Source organism: Pseudomonas soli, assembly GCF_021283165.2.
Lineage (GTDB): Bacteria > Pseudomonadota > Gammaproteobacteria > Pseudomonadales > Pseudomonadaceae > Aquipseudomonas > Aquipseudomonas soli.
In genome coordinates this window covers 5,558,666-5,581,280 of sequence record NZ_CP128543.1, presented here as the reverse complement: position 1 = coordinate 5,581,280, position 22,615 = coordinate 5,558,666, and the positions used below count along the sequence as shown (strand labels likewise).

The 22,615-nt window shown below is 63.8% G+C and carries 15 protein-coding genes; 13 read left to right on the top strand and 2 right to left on the bottom strand.

The genetic code is table 11. The annotated features are described in order from the left end of the window. Window positions 1–130 precede the first annotated feature (130 nt). A complete protein-coding gene (locus LU688_RS25655; protein WP_094011028.1) occupies window positions 131–2,350 on the bottom strand; it encodes a primosomal protein N' in 2,220 nt (739 codons plus the stop codon). 169 nt (window positions 2,351–2,519) lie between these two features. Here LU688_RS25655 and rpmE point away from each other — a divergent pair, with 169 nt between their 5' ends. The 3 genes from rpmE to LU688_RS25640 all read left to right on the top strand — a co-directional run bounded on the left by rpmE (window position 2,520) and on the right by LU688_RS25640 (window position 5,007). Then, on the top strand, window positions 2,520–2,735 hold the full coding sequence (rpmE, locus tag LU688_RS25650) for a 50S ribosomal protein L31 (protein ID WP_031315083.1): 216 nt from the start codon (window positions 2,520–2,522) through the stop codon (window positions 2,733–2,735). A gap of 2 nt (window positions 2,736–2,737) precedes the next feature. Then, window positions 2,738–3,559: a thermonuclease family protein gene (locus tag LU688_RS25645; RefSeq protein ID WP_023630576.1), complete on the top strand. Its 822-nt coding sequence runs from the start codon at window positions 2,738–2,740 to the stop codon at window positions 3,557–3,559. 179 nt (window positions 3,560–3,738) lie between these two features. Then, entirely contained in the window at window positions 3,739–5,007 is a 1,269-nt protein-coding gene (locus tag LU688_RS25640) for a malic enzyme-like NAD(P)-binding protein (RefSeq protein ID WP_023630575.1), read from the top strand. Between the two features lie 265 nt (window positions 5,008–5,272). Here the strand turns inward: LU688_RS25640 and LU688_RS25635 are convergent, their stop codons facing one another. Then, entirely contained in the window at window positions 5,273–7,732 is a 2,460-nt protein-coding gene (locus LU688_RS25635; protein ID WP_371041496.1) for a penicillin-binding protein 1A, read from the bottom strand. A gap of 169 nt (window positions 7,733–7,901) precedes the next feature. Between LU688_RS25635 and pilM the strand changes: the two genes are divergently transcribed. The 10 genes from pilM (at window position 7,902) to hemE (ending at window position 22,501) form a co-directional block, all read left to right on the top strand. After that, window positions 7,902–8,798, top strand: coding sequence for a type IV pilus biogenesis protein PilM (pilM, locus tag LU688_RS25630; RefSeq protein ID WP_104444779.1), 897 nt, complete (start codon window positions 7,902–7,904; stop codon window positions 8,796–8,798). A gap of 17 nt (window positions 8,799–8,815) precedes the next feature. After that, on the top strand, window positions 8,816–9,334 hold the full coding sequence (locus tag LU688_RS25625; RefSeq protein ID WP_160291120.1) for a PilN domain-containing protein: 519 nt from the start codon (window positions 8,816–8,818) through the stop codon (window positions 9,332–9,334). Continuing rightward, window positions 9,331–10,251, top strand: coding sequence for a pilus assembly protein PilP (locus tag LU688_RS25620; RefSeq protein WP_104444780.1), 921 nt, complete (start codon window positions 9,331–9,333; stop codon window positions 10,249–10,251). Before LU688_RS25625 ends, LU688_RS25620 begins: the two co-directional genes overlap by 4 nt. 49 nt (window positions 10,252–10,300) lie before the next feature. Further along, the gene (locus tag LU688_RS25615; protein ID WP_023629542.1) at window positions 10,301–11,524 is read left to right on the top strand and encodes a type IV pilus secretin PilQ; all 1,224 of its coding nucleotides are present in this window, start codon (window positions 10,301–10,303) and stop codon (window positions 11,522–11,524) included. 4 nt (window positions 11,525–11,528) lie between these two features. Continuing rightward, entirely contained in the window at window positions 11,529–12,047 is a 519-nt protein-coding gene (gene aroK, locus LU688_RS25610; RefSeq protein ID WP_038706967.1) for a shikimate kinase AroK, read from the top strand. A gap of 95 nt (window positions 12,048–12,142) precedes the next feature. Next, window positions 12,143–13,240 carry a 3-dehydroquinate synthase gene (gene aroB, locus LU688_RS25605; protein ID WP_023631794.1) on the top strand — a complete coding sequence of 366 codons (1,098 nt, stop codon included), beginning with the start codon at window positions 12,143–12,145 and terminating at the stop codon, window positions 13,238–13,240. A gap of 15 nt (window positions 13,241–13,255) precedes the next feature. Next, window positions 13,256–14,881 carry an AAA family ATPase gene (locus tag LU688_RS25600; protein ID WP_104444781.1) on the top strand — a complete coding sequence of 542 codons (1,626 nt, stop codon included), beginning with the start codon at window positions 13,256–13,258 and terminating at the stop codon, window positions 14,879–14,881. 375 nt (window positions 14,882–15,256) lie between these two features. Further along, window positions 15,257–19,702 carry a glutamate synthase large subunit gene (gltB, locus tag LU688_RS25595; protein WP_104444782.1) on the top strand — a complete coding sequence of 1,482 codons (4,446 nt, stop codon included), beginning with the start codon at window positions 15,257–15,259 and terminating at the stop codon, window positions 19,700–19,702. A gap of 107 nt (window positions 19,703–19,809) precedes the next feature. Beyond that, on the top strand, window positions 19,810–21,228 hold the full coding sequence (locus LU688_RS25590; protein WP_094011032.1) for an FAD-dependent oxidoreductase: 1,419 nt from the start codon (window positions 19,810–19,812) through the stop codon (window positions 21,226–21,228). A 208-nt stretch (window positions 21,229–21,436) separates the two neighbouring features. Then, entirely contained in the window at window positions 21,437–22,501 is a 1,065-nt protein-coding gene (hemE, locus tag LU688_RS25585; protein ID WP_023631238.1) for a uroporphyrinogen decarboxylase, read from the top strand. Window positions 22,502–22,615 lie beyond the last annotated feature (114 nt).

The window sequence follows — 22,615 nt, the reverse complement described above, 5'->3', positions numbered from 1 at the left end:
GGGCATTATCCGTTGCCGGGGGCGGGTTGCCAACCTTTTGGGGCACAGTCCATTGTCGGTGTGGGAGCGGGCTTGCCCCGCGATGACGCCATCGCGGGGCAAGCCCGCTCCCACGCCAACCCTCAAAAAGTCAGTAAAGGTCGACCGGATCGACATCCAGCGACCAGCGCACCTGGCGCCCCGACGGCATCTGCTCCAACACTAGCAACCAGGCACTGATCAGTCGATGCAGGGGTGCCCGGGCATTGGCCTGGAGCAATAGTTGCGCACGGAACCTGCCCGCCCGTCGCTCCATGGGTGCCGGGACCGGGCCGAGCAACTCGATGCCGTGCAGCCCCTGCTCGGCAAGTATGCGCTCGGCGGCGGCGCAGGCTTCGTCAAGGAAGCCTTCCGCCTGGCCCGGCTTGTGCGCGTCGGCGCGCAGCAGCGCCAGGTGAGCGAACGGCGGCAGCCCGGCCGCACGGCGCTCGCTCAAGGCCTGTTCGGCAAAGGCGAAGTAGCCCTGCTCTGTCAACTGCACCAGCAGTGGGTGATCGGCCAGGTGGGTTTGCACGATGACCTTGCCCGGCTCTTCGGCCCGGCCGGCCCGGCCGGCCACCTGGACGATCAGCTGGGCCATGCGTTCGCTGGCGCGGAAGTCGCCGGAGAACAGCCCGCCGTCGGCATCGAGGATCGCGACCAGGGTGACGCGGGGGAAATGGTGCCCCTTGGCCAGCATCTGGGTGCCGACCAGGATGCTCGGCTGACCACGCTGGATAGTGGCGAACAGGTTGTGCATGGCGTCCTTGCGCGAGGTGCTGTCGCGGTCCACGCGCAGGATCGGGTAATCCGGGAACAGCACCTTCAGGCGCTCCTCGGCACGCTCGGTACCGGCGCCTACCGGGCGCAGGTCGACGTGGGCGCATTGCGGGCACTGCAGCGGCAGGCGCTCGTCGTAGCCGCAATGGTGGCAGCGCAGCACGGCGGAGCGTTGGTGCACGGTCATGCGCGCATCGCAACGTGGGCATTCGGAGAGCCAGCCGCAGTCGTGGCACAGCAATGTGGGGGCGAAGCCGCGGCGGTTGAGGAACACCAGCACCTGCTGGCCGGCCTCGAGTGTCTGGCGGATGGCCTGCTGCAATGGGCCGCTGATGCCGCTGTCCAGTGGCAGGCTGCGTACGTCAAGGCGCAGGAAGCGCGGTGCTTTGGCGCCGCCGGCGCGCTGGTTCATGCGCAGCAGGCCGTAGCGGCCACTGTGGGCGTTGTGCAGGCTTTCCAGCGACGGTGTGGCCGAGCCCAGCAGAATCGGGATGTTCTCCTGGTGCGCACGCACCACGGCCAGGTCGCGGGCGTGGTAGCGCAGGCCTTCCTGCTGTTTATAGGAGCCGTCGTGTTCTTCGTCGATGATGATCAGGCCCGGGTTCTTCATAGGGGTGAACAGTGCCGAGCGGGTGCCGATGATGATGTCCGCATCGCCATCGCGTGCCGCCAGCCAGGCGTCCAGGCGCTCGCGATCACCCACCGCCGAATGCAGCAGGGCGATGCGCGCGTTGAAGCGTTGCTCGAAGCGTTGCAGGGTCTGCGGGCCGAGATTGATCTCGGGGATCAGGATAAGGGCCTGCTTGCCGGCTTCGAGGGTTTCGCGAATCAGCTGCAGGTAGACCTCGGTCTTGCCGCTGCCGGTGACGCCAGCCAGCAGGTAGGCGTGGAAGGCGCTGAAGCCCGAGCGCACGGCCTCGAAGGCAGCGCGCTGTTCTTCGTTGAGCGGCAGTTCCGGTTGGGCCAGCCAGTGCTCGTGGCGTGCGGCCGGCAGATGGCGGCGTACTTCGACTTCCACCAGTTCCTTGGCCAGCAGCAGGTCGAGGCTGTCCTTGTTCAGACCAAGCTTGCTCAACAGGCTGTGGGCTACGCCGTGGGGGTGCTGCGACAGGGTCTTGAGAGCGTCGCGCTGGCGCGGGGCGCGGGCGATGCGCGGGTCTTCCAGGCGCGCACCGGGCGCGACATGCCAGAAGCGTTCCTGGCGCGCCTCGGCCGGTTCGCCCTGGCGCAGCAGCGTCGGCAGGGCCCAGTTGAGAGTGTCGCCCAGGCTGTGCTGGTAGTACTGGGCCGTCCACAGACACAACTTGAACAATGCCGGCGGCAGGGGGGAGACCGGGTCGAGCAGGGCGCTGGCCGGCTTGAGCTTGTCGGCTGGCACCTCGCTGTGCTCGGCGACTTCCACCAGTACCCCGATCATCTCGCGGCGGCCGAATGGCACGCGGATGCGCATGCCTGGCGTCAGTGCCTGGCGCGCCATGCTCGCGGGTGCCCGGTAGTCGAACAGGCGACGCAGGGGCGAGGGCAGGGCAAGGCGCAGAATGACGTCGGACACGCGGAAGGTCTCTGGAGGGTGTTTCACAAATCAGGCGAGCCTAGCAGACGACGGTCGGTGCAAGCGACAACTTGCGCTACGGCTGCTCTCTGGTATTATTCGCCGCCTAATTACGTGCGGTATTCAACAATAGGTGTTGGGTGGCGGCACGCAGCTCGAGGAAGTGACCATGAAAGCAGATATTCATCCGAACTACGAAGTAGTTGCAGTCACCTGCAGCTGCGGCAACAAGTTTGAAACTCGTTCGACCATGGGCAGCGTCCTGGCGATCGACGTTTGCAACCTGTGCCACCCGTTCTACACCGGTAAGCAGAAAGTCCTGGACACCGGCGGCCGCGTACAGAAGTTCGCCGATCGCTTCGGCATGTTCGGTGCCAAGAAGTAATCATGCACGTGGCGAAGCCTTCGGGGTTCGCGCTGTTGCAAAAGAAGGCGCCCCTTGTGGGCGCCTTTTTTGTGGGCGCGATCTGGCACTTTCCTGCCCTGGCCTTCTGCCCGATGCCCGAAAGGGTGCAAGCGGTGGCGGTACGTCAGGTGGTCGATGGCGACACCTTGCGCCTGAGCGATGGGCGCAGTGTGCGACTGATCGGTATCAATGCTCCCGAGATCGGCCGCAAGGGGCGCCCCAGCGAACCTTATGCCGAGGCTGCCAAGAAGCGCCTGCAGGCGCTGGTGAAGGCCAGCGATGGCCGTGTCGGGCTGGTTCCGGGCGTCGAACCCAAGGACAAGTATGGCCGTATCCTGGCGCATATCTACGGCCGCACTGGCAACAATCTGGAAGCACAACTGCTCAGCGAAGGCCTGGGCTACCAGGTGGCGATTGCACCCAACGTGCAACTGTCGGGCTGCCAGCAGCAGGCCGAGCAGCAGGCGCGCAAGGCCAGGGCAGGACTGTGGCGACAATCGCCGGTCACGCGTGGGCGCGATGTGCGGCAATCCGGATTCGCGGTGATCGGCGGCAGGATCAACGGGATCGAGCGTAATCGCGGCGGCATCTGGCTGGAGCTTGACGAGAGCGTCGTCCTGCAGGTTCCCGCTCGTCTGCAGCGCCACTTCCCCGCCAGCTTCTTCGCTAACCTCAAGGGACGCCAGGTCGAGGCGCGTGGCTGGGTGCTGGATCGTTCCCGCAAGGGCGGGCTCAAGCCTGGGCAGCGACGCTGGCTGTTGCCATTGACCGATCCGAGCATGTTGGCGCTTGTTTCTGGCTAAATAGTTGTAGACATTTTGCTATTGGATTGTACACACTGGCTCCCGAAAGCCCCGTGGGTTATAGCGTAAAGTCGTAGGCCAAAGGCCTTGACACATAGTGACCGGGCAGTCTTGTCGCCCCCCGGCTCTTTGCGTATCCTCGGCGGTCCGTCAGAACAGTAAATAGCGGAATGCCCATCATGTCAGACCTGAAAACCGCCGCTCTCGAATACCACGCTCAGCCTCGTCCGGGGAAACTGAGCGTCGAGCTCTCCAAGCCAACCGCCACCGCCCGTGACCTCGCCCTGGCCTACAGCCCGGGTGTCGCCGAGCCTGTGCGCGAGATCGGCCGTGATCCGGAGCTGGCCTACAAGTACACCGGCAAGGGCAACCTGGTTGCGGTGATCTCCGATGGCACCGCCATCCTCGGTCTGGGTGACCTCGGCCCACTGGCCTCCAAGCCGGTCATGGAAGGCAAGGGTGTTCTGTTCAAGCGTTTCGCCGGTATCGATGTGTTCGATATCGAAGTCGAGTCGGAGAGCCCGCAAGCCTTCATCGACACCGTTCGCCGCATCTCCATCACCTTCGGCGGCATCAACCTGGAAGACATCAAGGCACCTGAGTGCTTCGAGATCGAGCGCACGCTGATCGAGCAGTGCGACATTCCCGTCTTCCACGATGACCAGCACGGCACCGCTATCGTTACCGCGGCCGGCATGATCAACGCCCTGGAAATCGCCGGCAAGAAGCTCGAAGACGCCAAGATCGTCTGCCTGGGCGCCGGCGCCGCGGCCATCTCCTGCATGAAACTGCTGGTGAGCATGGGTGCCAAGGTCGAGAACATCTTCATGATCGACCGCAGCGGCGTGATCCACGCTGGCCGCGACGACCTGAACCAGTACAAGGCCCAGTTCGCCCACGCCACCGACAAGCGCACCCTGGCTGACGCCCTGAACGGCGCAGACGTGTTCGTCGGCTTGTCCGGCCCGAACCTGCTGAGCGCCGAAGGCCTGAAGTCGATGGCCGCCAACCCGATCGTGTTCGCCTGCTCGAACCCGGACCCGGAAATCGCCCCGGAACTGGCTCACGCCACCCGCAGCGATGTGATCATGGCCACCGGTCGTTCGGACTACCCGAACCAGGTCAACAACGTACTGGGCTTCCCTTTCATCTTCCGTGGGGCCCTCGACGTTCGTGCCAAGCGCATCAACGAAGAGATGAAGATCGCTGCCGCCATCGCCCTGAAGGACCTGGCCAAGTTGCCGGTGCCGAAGGAAGTCTGCGAGGCCTATGGCGTTCAAGGACTTGAGTTCGGCCGTGAGTACATCATTCCGAAGCCGCTGGACGCGCGCCTGATCACCGTGGTTTCCGATGCCGTGGCCAAGGCCGCCATCGAGTCCGGTGTGGCCACCCTGCCGTATCCGAAGCACTACCCGCTCAAGAGCGTGGATGACGTGTTCAACGGCTGATCCAGTCGTAGCGTCATGAAAAAGCCCCGGCTCGCAAGAGTCGGGGCTTTTTGTTGGACTGGGTTATTGCGGGGCAGGCCTGCTTACGCGGAGTTCAATATCATCCCTTTCAAGGCGATCGCGTCAGGGCTTGCTGGTGCTCGCCAACAGTCTTGCAGCGCCTGCCAGATCGAGCGCCGCCCGCGCGGCGCTCGATCTTGAGAGCGCTGCAAGGTTTTCGGCGAGCACCTGGCGGCCCTCACCGAAAACCTTCAAAGGTTGCCCTTTAGAACAGATCCATCGGCGCTGCTTCGTCTGCCGGCAGCGGGCTGCCCGGTGCTGCACCGTTACCCAGTTCGTCCGCCGACGGTGGCGAGTCCTCGGCCTTGAACAGTTCGAAGTAGGCGTTCGGCGTGCTTGGTGTGGCGGCGCGGCCGCTGATCGGGTCGACGCGCAGGCTGAGGATGCCCTCGGGTTCGGCTGGTGGATGCTCGGGCATGCCCTTGAGCGCGGCGCCCATGAAACTCATCCAGATCGGCAGGGCCACGGTGCCACCGTATTCGCGACGCCCCAGGGTTTCCGGCTGGTCGAAGCCGACCCACACGGTGGTGACATAGTCAGCGTTGTAGCCTGAGAACCAGGCGTCCTTGGATTCGTTGGTGGTGCCGGTCTTGCCCGCCAGGTCCGAACGGCCGAGGGCCAGGGCGCGGCGGCCGGTACCACGCTTGATTACGTCCTGCAGCATGCTGGTGAGGATGTACGAGGTACGGCCGTCGATGATCTGCTCGGCCACGGCGGGCACCTGGGGCACTTGGGATGCCGGGGTGACCTGGCCTGCGGCCGACGGCGCCTCGCCTGGCATCGGGGCGGCGCTGATGGGTGCCTCAGGTGCGGCGAGGCCGATCTGGTCTTGGCTGCCCTGCGGCACGCGTGGCGGGTTTGCGGTGAACAGCGTTTCGCCGTTGCGGCTCTCGACACGCTCGATCAGGTACGGGCTGATCTTGTAGCCGCCGTTGGCGAAGGTGCTCCAGCCGGTGGCAATCTCCATCGGCGTGAGCGTCGCGGTGCCCAGTGCCAGCGACAGGTTGCGCGGCAGGTCCTGCTTGTTGAAGCCGAACTTGGCGATGTAGTCGATGGTGCGATCCACGCCCATGGCCTGCAGCAGGCGGATCGATACGAGGTTGCGTGACTTGTACAACGCCTCGCGCATGCGGATCGGGCCGAGGAAGGTGTTGGTGTCGTTCTTTGGACGCCAGACCTTGTCCAAGTACTCGTCGACGAACACGATCGGCGCATCGTTGACCAGGCTGGCGGCGGTGTAGCCGTTGTCCAGCGCGGCGCTGTAGACGAAGGGCTTGAAGCTCGAGCCCGGCTGGCGCTTGGCCTGCATGGCGCGGTTGTAGTTGCTCTGCTCGAATGAGAAGCCGCCAACCAGTGCGCGGATGGCGCCATTGTAAGGGTCGAGGGTGACCAGCGCGCTCTGGGCGCCGGGAACCTGACTGAACTTGAGTTTGCCATCTTCCAGGCGTTGCAGGCGCACCAGGTCGCCGACCTGGGCCACATCGGCCGCTGATTGCGGCGAGCGTCCTTGGGAGTTGCTGTTAAGGTACGGGCGGGCCCATTTCATGGTGTCCCAGGCCACGTCTTCCTCCAGGCCGGCGCGGGTCATCACCTTCAGGCCGTTCTTCTCGACCTGGGTGACAATGGCGGGCTCAAGGCCGCCGAGGGTGCGTTGCTTGTTCAGTTCCTGCAACCACGCCGTGCGTGTCTTGCCAGGGAAGCGTGCCTCCGGACCGCGGTAGCCGTGGCGTTCGTCGTATTGGCTGAGGCCGTTGAGGACCGCGCTGTTGGCCATCTGCTGCATGTCGCTCGGCACTGTGGTGGTGACCCGGAAACCTTCGGTATAGGCGTCGCTGCCGTAGCGACCGACCATCTCGGCGCGGGCCATTTCGGCGACGTACGGCGCATTCACTTCCGGGGTCGGCACATGGTAGCTGGCATTCAGCGGTTCACCCAGGGCGGCCTGGTAGCTGGCCTCGTCGATCTTGCCGAGCTTGTACATGCGCCCGAGGATCCAGTCGCGGCGCTCCTTGGCGCGTACCGGGTTGGCCAGCGGGTTGAAGCGCGATGGGGCCTTGGGCAGACCGGCGATCATGGCCATCTGCGCCAGGCTGACGTCGCGAATCGACTTGCCGTAGTACACCTGCGCCGCGGCATCGATGCCGTAGGCACGGTTGCCCAGGTAGATCTTGTTTACGTACAGCTCGAGGATTTCGTCCTTGGTCAGTTCCCGCTCGATCTGCAGGGCCAGGAGAATCTCGTTGGTCTTGCGCGAGAAGCTGCGTTCGCTGGTAAGGAAGAAGTTCTTCGCCACCTGCATGGTGATGGTACTGCCGCCGCTCTGGATATGCCCGGACTTGACCAGCTGTGAGGCCGCACGCATGAGGCTGCTGGGGTCGACGCCATAGTGATTGAGGAAATTGTCGTCCTCGGCGGACAGAAGCGCCTGGATGAATTGTGGGGGAATTTCCTGGAACTTGATCGGCGAGCGCCGCATCTCGCCGAACTCGGCGATCAGCTTGCCGTCGCTACTGTAGACCCTCAGGGGGATTTGCAACTGGACGCTTCTGAGCGCGTCGACCGAAGGCAGGTTAGGACTAAGATACAGAAACGCACCGCTCACACCGAGTACGAGCGCGCAGATGACGGCGACGAGAGACCACCAGAAGAACTTCAGCAGGCGTATCAAGGCTTTTGGGTGTCCAGGTTGAGAGTGGATTGCGCGCAGGGCCGGCGGACAGGAAAAACGCTGGTCATTATAAGCATTTTTCGTCCCGCCGGGTGACCGCCCGGGGAGAGCGACGACCGCCTGCACCGCAAGGGTTCAGGCAGCCAATGACCAGGAAGGAACAGCCATGCTTGGACGCTTTGGCAGGGACACCGGTTCACTGCTGGGGGTGGAAATTACCTCCGACGCGATACGAATGCTGCACCTGCGCCGCCAGCGTGGCGGTTGTCGGGTGGTGGGCTGGGCGCACGAGCGCCTTGGGGCTGCGTCAGGTAGCTCATTGGAGTTTGATCAGATGGAGCGCCTGGTCGCGGGTTTGCGGCAGGCCCATGCCCGGTGTCGAACTTCGCAGTGCCGGGCCGCCCTGGCGTTGCCTGCATCGCAGGTCATCTGCAAGGTTTGCCGCCTGCCTGCCGGGTTGCCCGGCCATGCCGTCGAAGCTGCCTTGCTCGCGCAGGCCGAGCAGCTGTTTCCCTTTCCTGTGGAGGACCTTGCCCTGGATTTCCAGGTGCATGACCCATGCGTGGAGGATGTCGGGCAGGTCGAGGTGTTGGTGGTGGCCTGTAGGCAAAGTCAGCTCGACCCACTGGAGCGCGTGTTCGCGCAAGCCGGCTTGCAGTTGGTGGCCGTGGAGGTGGACAGTTTCGCGTTGCGGCGGGCGCTGGTGCCTGAGCCGCAGGCAGGCGACATGGCGCTGCTGCAGTTGGAGCCGGACGAGGTGATCCTGCACCGTTGGCAGGGAGGCCGCGTGCCGCATCGGCAGCGCATTGCCTTGCCTTCTCTGGAGCGCTGGGCCGAGGCTGTCGATGGGCTCTGGCAGCCGGATATCCAGGGCGCGTTTGAGCAGGTTGTTTTGTTCGGGGCCGCCGCCGATGAAGCTCGAGCGGCAGACTTGTCGGAGCGTCTGGGCGTGAAATGCCATGTCGGTCGCCCGGGCCCTCTGGTCAGCGGTTTCGATGAAACCAGCGTGCCCGCTGCTGCCATGGCTCTTGCCTGTGGTTTGGCAATGGGAGGCCCGGTATGAAAGGGCGACTGAACCTGATGCCCTGGCGCGAACAGCGCAGGGCAAGCGCTGTGCGGCGATTCCAGATCACCTTGGTCGGCACGCTTGTGGTGGCGCTGTGCGGGGTGATGTTGCTTGATCGAATGGCGCGGTCGCGTCTGGCCAGGCAGGCGCAGGTCATCGCCACGCAGCAGGCGGCCGTTGAGCGGTTGGACGCTTCGCTGCGGCAGATCGATAAGTTGCGTGAAGCACGGGATGCGTTGTTGGCCCAGCAAGCGACGGTGTCTGCGCTGAGCGCCGGACGGGCGCAGTTGCCTGGGCTGTTTCGCGCACTGGAGCAGGCAATGCCCGAAGGCGCGCGCTTGACCGAGGTAGGTGTGGAGGACGGGCGTCTGCGCCTTGCCGGGTTGGCTGCCTCTGCTTCAGTGGTGGCCAGGCTTATGCGCAGCCTGGAGCAGGTAAAGATGGTGCGGGACCTGGAGCTTGTTCACTTGCGGCGTCATGGCCAGGGCGATGAATTCCTGCTGGCGGCACGCTTGTTGGCGGGTGAGTCATGAACCGCCCGTGGCTCCAGGATTGGCAGGGCCTGGTGGCCCGGTCTTGGTTGGTCCGGTGGGTGCTGGCAGTAGGGCTGCTGTTTCTGGTGGTTTTCGCGGGTTATATCGCCCGCTTGCGTGAGCCGCTCAATAGCCATGCCGAGGCAGTCCAGAGGCAGTTGCAGCTACAGGGTGTCTTGGCGGATGGGGCGGAAAAACTTGTCGAGCTTGAGAGAGCGCAACAGGCTCTGGAACAAGCCATGACCGGGCTGCAAGCGTTGCGCTGGCGATTGGCTGCGGGAGAGGGCATGAGTGAACTGCTCGACCAGCTGGCTTTGTCGGGTCATGAGCATGGTCTGTCATTCGAACGCATCGAAGTAAACGAAGCGCAGGAGGCAGCAGGATATCGTCTGCAGCCTTTGGAGATCAGCGTGCACGGGCGCTACCCGGCGTTGCGCTTGTGGCTTGAGCAGTGGCTGCAGCAGTTGCGGTTGTTGAATGTGCCCCAGCTCAGGCTGGCCTTGCAGGAGGAAGGCTCAGAAGTGGTTGGCGCCCGGTTGCTGATACATGCCTATCACCCAGGGGAAGAGCTACCCGTGCCGGCTGCCTTGGCGGATGAACCTGCGCAGGCCGCTCTGTCGAAGACCACGTTCGATCCATTTCAAGCCTGGTTGCCCGCCACACCTGGTAAAGAGCTGCGGCATATTCCCTTGGCGCGACTGGAAATGGTCGGAAGCCTGTACCAGTCAGGGCGCCGGCAGGCATTGTTGCGTTCGGCGGAGCACTTGTACCGGGTTGGGCAAGGCGACCGGCTCGGATTGGATGAGGGGGTCGTGGTAGCCGTTGATGCTGGTCAGCTGGAGGTCCGCGAGCGGATCTACCTCGGCGGGCGCTGGCTGGCGCGTTATCGGTATCTGGTGCTTGAGAAGCGTGAGTAAGGAGAGGTCAGGGATGAGGCCGAGGCGATGGTTGAGTGGCTTAGGGTTGATGTCGAACATCCTGGCAGTGCAGGCAGCGCAATTCCAGGGTGAGCCGATATCGCTCAACTTCCAGGATGTCGAACTGCGCTCAGTGCTTCAGGTCATGGCGGAGCACGCCGGCGTCAACCTGGTCGCCAGCGATTCGGTGCAGGGGCGAATAACCCTGCACCTGGAAGACGTGCCTTGGGCCCAGGCACTTGACCTTGTGCTGCGCAGCAAGGGGCTGGGCCGGCGCCAGGAGGGCAACGTGCTGTTGATCGCTCCCGTTGCTGAGCTGGCCGGGCAGGCCCGGGGCATGGGCGAGGAGGTGTTGCTGGAGCCTTTGCGACGAGAGCTGATCCCTGTCTTTCATGCAAAAGCCGCCGAGCTGGCGGAACTGTTGCTTGCGAGCTTGGCCGATGACGGCATCCTGACTGGGCGCGGCAGCCTCAGTGTGGATGCACGGACCAACACGCTGGTGGTTACCCAGCCTGGCGAACGACTTGCCGATTTGCGAAGGTTGGTAGCGCAGTTGGATGTGCCGGTACGCCAGGTCATGATCGAGGCGCGTATCGTAGAAGCCAGTGTCGATTACGAGAAGGGCCTGGGTGTGCGATGGGGCGGCCCGTTGTATGGGGTGGACAGTCGCCTGGGTAGTGACCTGTTCGTCGACCTTGGGGTTGAACGGGCCACTTCCGGGCTCGGCGTGGGCCTGCTGCGCAGCGACATTCTGCTGGATCTGGAGCTCAGCGCCATGGAGAAGAGCGGCAATGGCGAGATCATCTCCCAGCCCAAGGTGGTCACGGCTGACAAGGAAACCGCCCGCATACTCAAGGGGACCGAAGTACCCTATCAAGAGACCACTCGCAGTGGGGCTACCTCCATTTCTTTCCGTGAGGCCTCCCTGTCGCTGGAGGTAACGCCGCAGATCACGCCGGATGGCAAGGTAGTGATGGATGTGCGCGTGACCAAGGACGAGCCCGACTTCATCAATGCACTCAACAATGTACCGCCGATCCGCAAGAACGAGGTTACGGCGAAGGTCCGGGTGACCGATGGGCAGACCATTGTGATTGGCGGCGTGTACTCGACGTCGCAGAACAAAGTGGTCGACAAGGTGCCATTTTTCGGCGATCTGCCGTATGTTGGGCGGCTGTTTCGACGCGATGCATTACAAGAGAAAAAATCCGAGCTGCTGGTCTTCCTGACTCCGCGTATCATGAGTGACCAGGCGATTGCTGTGAGTCGTTGATTCTGTGCGAAATTTGATACTTGTAGGGCCCATGGGCGCTGGGAAAAGCACCATCGGACGCCTGTTGGCCAAAGAGCTGCGCCTGCTGTTCAAGGATTCCGACAAGGAAATCGAGCTGCGAACCGGCGCCAATATCCCGTGGATCTTCGACAAGGAAGGCGAGCCGGGCTTTCGCGACCGCGAGCAGGCGATGATTGCCGAACTCTGCGCGCTTGATGGCGTGGTCCTGGCGACCGGTGGCGGCGCGGTGATGCGCGATGCCAACCGTGCCGCGCTGCACGCCGGTGGCCGGGTGATCTACCTGCATGCCTCGGTGGAGCAGCAGGTGGGGCGCACTTCCCGTGACCGCAACCGACCGCTGCTGCGCACAGCCAACCCGGAAGCCACCTTGCGTGCCCTGCTAGAAACCCGCGACCCGCTCTATCGCGAGATTGCCGACCTGGTGGTGGAAACCGACGAACGGCCACCTCGCATGGTCGTGCTCGACATTCTCGAGCGTCTGCAGAAGTTGCCGCCCCGCTGAGCGGGGTCTATCCTCGGCGACCAACGCCGAGACGGGGTTGAACGTCACCGCGTGGGGCCACAGTGCCACCGCGCCCAAGTACATTGTGGGGAAACATGCAGACACTTAAGGTCGACCTGGGCGAGCGTAGCTACCCGATCTACATTGGCGAAGGCCTGCTTGACCAGCCCGAGCTGCTGGCGCCGCACATTGCCGGCCGGCAGGTCGCCATCGTCTCCAACGAGACCGTCGCGCCCCTGTACCTCGAACGCCTGAGCAAGACCCTGGGTGCCTACTCGGTGCTGCCGGTGGTGTTGCCCGACGGCGAGGCCCACAAGAACTGGGAAACCCTGCAACTGATCTTCGATGCCCTGCTGACCGCGCGTCATGACCGGCGCACCACCGTGGTCGCCCTCGGTGGCGGCGTGATCGGTGACATGGCCGGCTTTGCCGCAGCCTGCTACCAGCGTGGGGTCGATTTTATCCAGGTGCCGACCACGCTGTTGTCCCAGGTGGACTCCTCGGTGGGCGGCAAGACCGGCATCAACCACCCGCTGGGCAAGAACATGGTGGGCGCCTTCTACCAGCCCAACGCGGTGCTGATCGATACTACCAGTCTGAAAACCTTGCCCGCGCGTGAGCTGTCCGCCGGTCTCGCCGAAGTCATCAAGTACGGCCTGATCTGCGACAAGCCATTCCTTGCCTGGCTCGAAGACAATATGCAGGCACTGCGTGCCCTGGACTCCGTTGCCCTGACCGAGGCCATCCGTCGCTCCTGCGCGGCCAAGGCTGCCGTGGTTGGCGCTGATGAGCGCGAATCGGGCGTGCGTGCCACGCTCAACCTTGGCCACACATTCGGCCATGCCATCGAAACACACATGGGTTATGGCGTCTGGCTGCACGGCGAAGCCGTGGCGGCCGGCACGGTCATGGCCCTGGAAATGTCCATGCGCCTGGGCTGGATCGACCAGCCGGCGCGTGATCGCGGAATTCGCCTGCTGCAGGACGCAGGATTGCCGGTGGTGCCACCACAGGAAATGACCCCGGCGCATTTCATGGAGCACATGGCGGTCGACAAGAAAGTGCTCGACGGGCGCCTGCGCCTGGTGCTGCTGCGCCAGCTGGGCGAGGCCGTCGTCACTGACGACTATTCGACAGAGATTCTTCAGGCCACGCTGGCGGCGGATTACCGCGCGATCGTGGCCCAGCTTTGAGGTTGTGACAACGCAATGACCAGTCTGCATGCCGATGAGGCGTTTCTCGATCATTACCAGCTGAGCCACGATCCGTTCGCCCCCCGGGTGCCCGGTTTCAAGTTCTTTCCCGCCCAGCGCAAGCCAGTGCTTGGCCAGCTGCATCATCTGGCGCGCTACAGCCAGCTGATGCTGGCGGTCACCGGCCCTGTGGGCAGCGGCAAGACCTTGCTGCGCCAGGCACTGGTGGCCAGCACCAACAAGCAGTCGGTGCAAAGCGTGGTGGTATCCGCCCGTGGTGCCAGCGACGCGGCCAGCGTGCTTGGCCAGGTGGCGCAGTCGCTGGGTGTGGCGCAGCCGGAAGTGCAGGCGATCCTGTCGCAGGTGGTGCAACTGGCGCTGACCGGCCAGGAAGTCTATCTGCTGGTGGACGATGCGGAACAACTGGACGAGTCGGCACTCCAAGCGTTGCTGGAGTTGGCGGCAGGCGTAGCTGAAGGACGCCCGCATGTGTTCCTGTTCGGCGAGCCTTCGCTGATCGCCGGGTTGGATGAGCTCAATGCCGATGGCGAGCGATTCCACGTCATCGAACTGGCCCCGTACAGCGAGGAAGAAACCCGCGAGTACCTGGAGCAGCGCCTGGAGGGTGCTGGCCGGGGCATCGAGGTGTTCACCGCCGAGCAGATCGTCGACATCCACGAAAACTCCGACGGCTGGCCTGGGAACATCAACCAGGTCGCCCGCGATACCTTGATCGAAGCCATGATCGCCAGCCGTACCACGGTCAAGCGACCATCCATGGGGTTCAAAATGCCTAAGAAACACGTGCTCGCGTTGTCCGCAGTGGTCGTGGTTGCCGTTGGCGCGGCGGTCCTGATGCCCAAGAAAGGCGACAAGGCCCCGGCCGACGCGCCCCCCGCTGCCCAGGCCCAATTGCCCCTGGGCCAGGGTGGCAACGGCGGCGCGCCCGCCATCGAGTTCTCCGGCTCCTCGCAGCCGATGCCGTTGCCGCTGGTCGGTCAGTCGCAGCCGGTGATGCGCGAACCGCTGGCCCAGGCCGCTGGCATGGGTGAAGGTGAAGACGGCGGGCCGGCCGACAACACTGCACTGCAGCCAGCCACGCCATCGGCTGCCGTGCCGCCGACCGTGACCACCATCGCGCCGCCGCAAGGTGCCACCGCCAGCCCTGCGCCGACTCCGGCCCAGCCGGTGACCAGCGCTCCGGTACAGCCGGTTGCGCCTGCGACAAAACCTGTAGCAACCCAGCCGGCAAAGCCGGTTGCACCTGCCAAGCCAGCCCCGGCTCCGACCCAGGTCGCGAGCGCCAAGCCCGCAGCCAAACCTGCCGAGAAACCGGCTGCCGGCGGCGCCGGCAACAGCAGCTGGTATGCTGGCCAGAAGCCCGGTAACTACGTGGTGCAGATCTTCGGCACCAGTTCCGAGGCGTCGGCACAGTCGTTCGTCAAGGCACAGGGTGGCGACTATCGCTACTTCAGGAAAAACCTGCAGGGCAAGCCGCTGTATGTGGTGACCTACGGCAATTTCGCCAGCCGCGATGCCGCCGCTGCGGCAATCAAGAACTTGCCAGCCAAGGTCCAGGCTGGTAAACCTTGGCCACGTACCGTGGGCAGCGTCCAACAAGAGCTGGCCACGGCCCGCTGATACCTTCCGGGCGGCATCACCCCGCCGCCCAGTTGCTGAGCGACTTTCTAGCTTTCAACTAGCCTGCTGCGCCCGAGCGCGGCAGGCTTTTCTGTCCCAGACTGCCGGCCACGAGCCCTTTCTTGCAGTCCTGGCTGAAACGCTTCAGACTCCAGTCATGCCGCTATCACGGCGTACGACTTAAAAACATTCAAAATTACGACATAAATTTTCAATGGTGAGACATGAAAATTTGTGGGCGTTGCTGTCGCTGTGCAAAAATGGTTTTCCATGGCCACCGCAAAAAAGCTGGCATTTGATCGGCGTGGATGGTAAGTGGTTGTTAAAAAAGAGATTTGCCTCCGGTTGAGAGGTGAACCTGGTGAGAAAGTGTCTATGAAAACAGGTCTGTACCATCCCGAAGAATTCAAGGACAACTGTGGTTTCGGCCTGATCGCCCATATGACGGGCGAGCCGAGTCACCACCTTCTGCAAACCGCCATGCAGGCGCTGACCTGCATGACCCACCGCGGCGGCATCAACGCCGACGGCAAGACCGGCGACGGTTGCGGTCTGCTCATGCAGAAGCCCGATCAATTCCTGCGCGCCGTGGCCCAGGAGCACTTCGCCGCCGAGCTGCCCAGGCAGTACGCCGTCGGCATGGTGTTCTTCAACCAGGACCCGGTCAAAGCCGAAGCCGCCCGCGCCAACATGGATCGCGAGATCGTCAATGCCGGCCTCACGCTGGTGGGCTGGCGCAAGGTGCCGATCGACACCAGCGTCCTTGGCCGTCTGGCCCTGGAGCGCCTGCCGCAGATCGAGCAGGTGTTCATCGGCGGCGAAGGCCTGAGCGATCAGGAATTCGCCATCAAGCTGTTCAGTGCCCGTCGCCGTTCGTCCGTGGCCAACGCCCACGACGCCGACCACTACATCTGCAGCTTCTCGCACAAGACCATCATCTACAAAGGCCTGATGATGCCGCGCGATCTCGCGGCGTTCTATCCGGACCTGGGTGACGAGCGCCTGCAGACCGCAATCTGCGTGTTCCACCAGCGCTTCTCCACCAACACCCTGCCGAAGTGGCCGCTGGCGCAGCCCTTCCGCTTCCTCGCCCACAACGGCGAGATCAACACCATCACCGGCAACCGCAACTGGGCCATGGCCCGTCGCACCAAGTTCGCCAACGACCTGATCCCCGACCTCGAAGAGCTCGGCCCGCTGGTCAACCGCGTCGGTTCCGACTCATCCAGCATGGACAACATGCTCGAGCTGATGGTCACTGGCGGCATCGACCTGTTCCGCGGCGTGCGCATGCTGGTACCGCCAGCCTGGCAGAACGTCGAGACCATGGACGCCGACCTGCGTGCCTTCTACGAATACAACTCCATGCATATGGAACCGTGGGATGGTCCGGCCGGTATCGTCATGACCGAAGGCCGCCACGCGGTGTGCCTGCTCGACCGCAATGGCCTGCGCCCGGCGCGCTGGGTGACCACCACCAACGGCTACATCACCATCGCCTCGGAAATCGGCGTATGGGGTTACCAGCCCGAGGAAGTCCTGGCCAAGGGCCGTGTCGGCCCAGGCCAGATCCTGGCTGTCGATACCGAGACCGGCCAGATCCTCGACACCGACGCCATCGACAACCGCCTGAAGTCGCGCCACCCTTACAAGCGCTGGTTGCGCCAGCACGCCACGCGCATCCAGGCGACCCTGAGCGACGACCAGGGCGTGGCCAGCTACGACGCTGACCAGCTCAAGCAATACATGAAGATGTTCCAGGTCACCTTCGAGGAACGTGACCAGGTGCTGCGCCCGCTCGGCGAGCAGGGCCAGGAAGCGGTCGGCTCGATGGGCGACGACACGCCGATGGCCGTGCTGTCGCAGCGCGTGCGTTCGCCGTACGATTTCTTCCGCCAGCAGTTCGCCCAGGTGACCAACCCGCCGATCGACCCGCTGCGCGAAGCGATCGTGATGTCCCTGGAAATCTGCCTGGGCGCCGAGCGCAACATCTTCCAGGAGTCCCCCGAGCATGCCTCGCGGGTGATCCTCAGCTCGCCAGTCATCTCGCCTGCCAAGTGGCGTTCGCTGATGAACCTGGAGCGCGAAGGTTTCGACCGCCAGCTGATCGACCTCAACTATGAGCAAAGCCTCGGCCTTGAAGCGGCCATCCGCAATATCGCCGACCAGGCCGAAGAAGCGGTGCGCGGCGGCAAGACCCAGCTGGTGCTCAGCGACCGCTACATTGCCCCGGGCAAGCTGCCGGTACACGCCTCGCTGGCCGTAGGCGCTGTACACCACCGTCTGACCGAACAAGGGCTGCGTTGCGACAGCAACATTCTGGTCGAGACCGCCACTGCCCGCGACCCGCACCACTTCGCCGTGCTGCTGGGCTTCGGTGCCTCGGCTGTATACCCGTACCTGGCCTACGAAGTGCTGGCCGACCTGATCCGCACCGGCGAAGTGCTGGGTGATCTGGACGAAGTGTTCAAGTACTACCGCAAGGGCATCTCCAAGGGTCTGCTGAAGATCCTGTCGAAGATGGGCATCTCCACCATCACCTCGTACCGTGGCGCGCAGCTGTTCGAAGCCATCGGTCTGTCCGAGGAGGTGGTTGGCCTAAGCTTCAAGGGTGTGTCGAGCCGTATCAAGGGGGCGCGTTTCGAAGACCTGGAGAGCGACCAGAAGCTGCTCGCAGCCGAAGCCTGGAGCGCGCGCAAGCCAATCCAGCAAGGTGGCTTGCTCAAGTTCGTCCATGGTGGCGAATACCATGCCTACAACCCGGACGTGGTCAACACCCTGCAGGCCGCCGTGCAACAGGGGGACTACGCCAAGTTCAAGGAATACACCTCGCTGGTCGACCAGCGTCCGGTGTCGATGATCCGCGACCTGCTGAAAGTGAAGGTGGCCGACCAGGCCCTGCCGTTGGATGAAATCGAGCCACTGGACGCGATCCTCAAGCGGTTCGACTCCGCTGGTATCTCCCTGGGCGCGCTGTCGCCAGAGGCGCACGAAGCCCTGGCCGAGGCAATGAACCGCCTCGGCGCGCGCTCCAACTCCGGCGAAGGCGGCGAAGACCCGGCCCGCTACGGCACCGTCAAAAGCTCGAAGATCAAGCAGGTGGCCACCGGCCGCTTTGGCGTGACCCCGGAATACCTGGTCAATGCCGAAGTGCTGCAGATCAAGGTCGCCCAGGGCGCCAAACCCGGCGAGGGCGGCCAGTTGCCGGGCGGCAAGGTCAACGGCCTGATCGCAAGGCTGCGCTATGCGGTACCGGGCGTGACCCTGATTTCGCCGCCGCCGCACCACGACATCTACTCGATCGAAGATCTGGCCCAGCTGATCTACGACCTCAAGCAGGTCAACCCGCAGGCCCTGGTCTCGGTCAAGCTGGTTGCCGAAGCCGGCGTGGGCACCATCGCCGCCGGCGTGGCCAAGGCCTATGCCGACCTGATCACCATTTCCGGCTACGACGGCGGCACCGGCGCTTCGCCGCTGACCTCGATCAAGTACGCCGGCGCTCCGTGGGAACTGGGCCTGGCTGAAACCCACCAGACCCTGCGCGGCAACGACCTGCGCGGCAAGGTGCGGGTGCAGACCGATGGCGGCCTGAAAACCGGCCTGGACGTGATCAAGGCCGCGATCCTCGGCGCCGAGAGCTTCGGTTTCGGCACCGCGCCGATGATCGCCCTGGGCTGCAAGTACCTGCGCATCTGCCACCTGAACAACTGCGCCACCGGCGTGGCCACCCAGAACGACAAGCTGCGCAAGGACCACTACATCGGCACCGTCGACATGGTGATCAACTTCTTCACCTTCGTCGCCGAAGAGACCCGCGAGTGGCTGGCCAAGCTGGGCGTGCGCAGCCTGGGCGAGCTGATCGGCCGTACCGACCTTCTGGATGTGCTGCCGGGCGACACCGAGCGCCAGGGCCACCTCGACCTGACGCCGCTGCTGGGTAGCTCGCATATCCCGGCTGACAAGCCGCAGTTCTGCCAGGTGGACAAGAACCCGCCGTTCGACCAGGGCGAACTGGCCGAGAAGATGGTCGCCATGGCCCTGCCGGCGATCCGCGACATGGCTGGTGGTGAATTCGCCATGGACATCTGCAACTGCGACCGTTCCATCGGTGCACGCATCTCTGGCGAAATCGCCAGGCTGCACGGCAACCAGGGCATGGCCGCCGCGCCGATCACCTTCCGCTTCAAGGGCACCGCGGGCCAGAGCTTCGGCGTGTGGAACGCCGGCGGTTTGAACCTGCACCTGGAAGGCGACGCCAACGACTACGTCGGCAAGGGCATGACCGGGGGCAAGGTGACCATCGTGCCACCGGCCGGAAGCCCGTTCGAAACCCAGCACAGCGCCATCGTCGGCAACACCTGCCTGTATGGCGCCACCGGCGGCAAGCTGTTCGCCGCAGGCACCGCGGGCGAGCGCTTCGCTGTACGTAACTCCGGCGCCCACGCTGTGGTCGAGGGCACCGGCGATCACTGCTGTGAATACATGACCGGCGGGTTTGTCTGCGTCCTGGGCAAGACCGGTTACAACTTCGGTTCTGGCATGACTGGCGGCTTCGCCTACGTGCTCGACATGGACAACAGCTTCTTCGACAAACTCAACCACGAGCTGGTGGAAATCCAGCGTATCAGTGGTGAGGCGATGGAAGCCTACCGCAGCCACCTGGCGCGGGTCCTGGGCGAGTACGTGGAAGAGACCGGCAGCGAGTGGGGGCGTGAGCTCTCGGAGAACCTGGACGACTACGTGCGGCGCTTCTGGCTGGTCAAGCCGAAGGCGGCCAACCTCAAGCACCTGTTGTCCAGCACCCGTGCCAACCCGCAGTAAGAACAGCTGCAAGTGACGGGCCCCGTGTGCGGGGTTCGTCGGGCTTAAGTGATCGTCTTGCAGCTTGCAGCGTGTAGCTGGCAACTGCGGTAAAGAGGTTTTGAAAAATGGCTGAACGTCTGAGCAACGACTTCCAGTTCATCGAAGTGGGGCGTAAAGACCCCAAGAAAAAGCTGCTGCGCCAGCGCAAGAAGGAGTTCGTCGAGATCTACGAACCTTTCAAGCCGCAGCAGTCCGTGGAGCAGGCGCACCGCTGCCTGGGCTGCGGTAACCCGTATTGCGAGTGGAAGTGCCCGGTGCACAACTTCATTCCCAACTGGTTGAAGCTGGTTTCCGAGGGCAACATCCTGGCGGCAGCCGAGCTGTCGCACCAGACCAACACCCTGCCGGAAGTCTGTGGCCGCGTGTGCCCGCAGGACCGCCTGTGCGAGGGTGCGTGCACCCTGAACGACGGCTTCGGCGCGGTAACCATCGGCTCGGTGGAGAAGTACATCACCGACACCGCCTTCGCCATGGGCTGGCGCCCGGACATGTCCAAGGTCAAGCCGACTGGCAAGCGTGTCGCCATCATCGGCGCCGGCCCTGCCGGCCTGGGCTGCGCCGATGTGCTGGTACGTGCCGGCGTGACCCCGGTGGTGTTCGACCGCAACCCCGAGATCGGTGGCCTGCTGACTTTCGGCATCCCCGAGTTCAAGCTGGAAAAGACCGTGCTGAGCAATCGCCGCGAAGTCTTCACCGGCATGGGCATCGAGTTCCGCCTGAACATTGAGGTGGGCCGCGACATCACCATGGAGCAATTGCTCGCCGAGTACGACGCGGTGTTCATGGGCATGGGCACCTACACCTACATGAAGGGCGGCTTCCCCGGCGAGGACCTGCCGGGTGTGCACGACGCGCTGGACTTCCTGATCGCCAACGTCAACCGCAACCTGGGCTTTGAAAAGTCGCCGGAAGACTTCGTCGACATGCAGGGCAAGAAGGTCGTGGTGCTTGGCGGAGGCGACACCGCGATGGACTGCAACCGCACCTCGATCCGCCAGGGCGCCAAGTCGGTGACCTGTGCCTATCGCCGTGACGAGGCCAACATGCCGGGTTCGCGCAAAGAGGTGAAGAATGCCAAGGAAGAGGGCGTGAAGTTCCTCTACAACCGCCAGCCCATCGCCATCGTCGGCGAGGACAAGGTCGAGGGCGTGAAGGTGGTCGAGACCCGTCTCGGCGAGCCGGATGCCCGTGGTCGCCGCAGCCCCGAGCCAATCCCGGGCTCCGAGGAGATCCTGCCGGCCGACGCCGTGGTGATTGCCTTCGGCTTCCGCCCGAGCCCGGCGCCGTGGTTCGAGCAGTTCGGTATCCAGATGGACAGCCAGGGCCGCGTGGTGGCCCCGGAGAAAGGCAAGTTCAAGCACCAGACCAGCAACCCGAAAGTGTTTGCCGGTGGCGACATGGTGCGGGGTTCGGACTTGGTGGTGACGGCGATCTTCGAAGGGCGTACCGCAGCCGAAGGCATTCTGGATTACCTCGAAGTCTGATCCAGCCTTATCGCGGGGTAATCCCGCTCCCACGCCAGTGATAAGGCTGCGTGGGAGCGGCGGTGCGGCGATCCGACTGGCCCCGCGATGCTTTTTGTATACAAAAATGCTTGATCCATGGCACCTGATAGACAAAACGCATGGCCATGGCCGTGCCTTTTGCGTCCGCGTCTGAGAAAATGCCCGCACTTTTTTTCCGGATGCCGACATGACTGCCCTGAAGAACGATCGTTTCCTGCGTGCACTGCTCAAGCAACCTGTAGATGTCACCCCGGTATGGATGATGCGCCAGGCCGGCCGCTACCTCCCGGAGTATCGCGCCAGCCGCGCCAAGGCCGGTGACTTCATGAGCCTGTGCATGAACCCGCAGTTTGCCTGCGAGGTCACCCTGCAGCCGCTGGACCGCTACCCGCTGGACGCGGCGATCCTGTTCTCGGACATCCTCACCATCCCCGACGCCATGGGCCAGGGCCTGTACTTCGAGACCGGCGAAGGCCCGCGCTTCAAGAAAGTCATCAGCACCCTGGCGGACATCGAAGCGTTGCCGATCCCCGATCCGCAGAAGGACCTGGGCTACGTGATGGACGCGGTCAGCACCATCCGCCGCGAACTCAACGGCCGTGTGCCGCTGATCGGCTTCTCCGGCAGCCCATGGACCCTGGCCACCTACATGGTCGAAGGAGGTTCGTCCAAGGACTTCCGCAAGATCAAGGCCATGGCCTATGACAACCCGCAGGCCCTGCACCTGCTGCTGGACAAACTGGCGCAGTCGGTCACCAGCTACCTCAACGGGCAAATCCAGGCGGGCGCCCAGGCGGTGCAAATCTTCGATACCTGGGGTGGCAACCTGTCTGCGGCGGCCTACCAGGAGTTCTCCCTGGCCTACATGCGCAAGATCGTCAGCGGCCTGATCCGCGAGCATGAAGGGCGCAAGGTGCCCGTGATCCTGTTCACCAAGAACGGCGGTCTGTGGCTGGAAAGCATCGCCGATGTCGGTGCCGACGCCCTTGGCCTGGACTGGACCTGCGAAATCGGCGACGCCCGCCGCCGCGTCGGTGACAAGGTCGCGTTGCAGGGCAACATGGACCCGACCGTGCTGTACGCCAACCCCGAGGCGATTCGCAAGGAAGTGGCGCGCATCCTGGCCAGCTACGGCAAGGGCAGCGGCCATGTGTTCAACCTGGGCCATGGCATCACCCCGGAAGTCGATCCGGAGCACGCCGGCGTATTCATCAACGCCGTGCACGAGCTGTCGGCGCAGTACCACCAGTAACCGGTGTGCAACGCTAGAAGCCCGGCCAAGTGCCGGGCTTTTTGTTGTATTAAGTTTCAATTCAGCGATCGTCGGTAATCTGGTGCCATCAAAACGCAAACAGGACCCGATCAC

Coding starts and splice junctions, on each gene's coding strand:
- LU688_RS25620 (WP_104444780.1), top strand. CDS start 9,331: ATGAACCGCCCGTGGCTCCAGGATTGGCAGGGCCTGGTGGCCCGGTCT.
- pilM (WP_104444779.1), top strand. CDS start 7,902: ATGCTTGGACGCTTTGGCAGGGACACCGGTTCACTGCTGGGGGTGGAA.
- rpmE (WP_031315083.1), top strand. CDS start 2,520: ATGAAAGCAGATATTCATCCGAACTACGAAGTAGTTGCAGTCACCTGC.
- hemE (WP_023631238.1), top strand. CDS start 21,437: ATGACTGCCCTGAAGAACGATCGTTTCCTGCGTGCACTGCTCAAGCAA.
- LU688_RS25640 (WP_023630575.1), top strand. CDS start 3,739: ATGTCAGACCTGAAAACCGCCGCTCTCGAATACCACGCTCAGCCTCGT.
- LU688_RS25600 (WP_104444781.1), top strand. CDS start 13,256: ATGACCAGTCTGCATGCCGATGAGGCGTTTCTCGATCATTACCAGCTG.
- LU688_RS25590 (WP_094011032.1), top strand. CDS start 19,810: ATGGCTGAACGTCTGAGCAACGACTTCCAGTTCATCGAAGTGGGGCGT.
- aroB (WP_023631794.1), top strand. CDS start 12,143: ATGCAGACACTTAAGGTCGACCTGGGCGAGCGTAGCTACCCGATCTAC.
- LU688_RS25645 (WP_023630576.1), top strand. CDS start 2,738: ATGCACGTGGCGAAGCCTTCGGGGTTCGCGCTGTTGCAAAAGAAGGCG.
- LU688_RS25625 (WP_160291120.1), top strand. CDS start 8,816: ATGCCCTGGCGCGAACAGCGCAGGGCAAGCGCTGTGCGGCGATTCCAG.
- gltB (WP_104444782.1), top strand. CDS start 15,257: ATGAAAACAGGTCTGTACCATCCCGAAGAATTCAAGGACAACTGTGGT.
- LU688_RS25615 (WP_023629542.1), top strand. CDS start 10,301: ATGTCGAACATCCTGGCAGTGCAGGCAGCGCAATTCCAGGGTGAGCCG.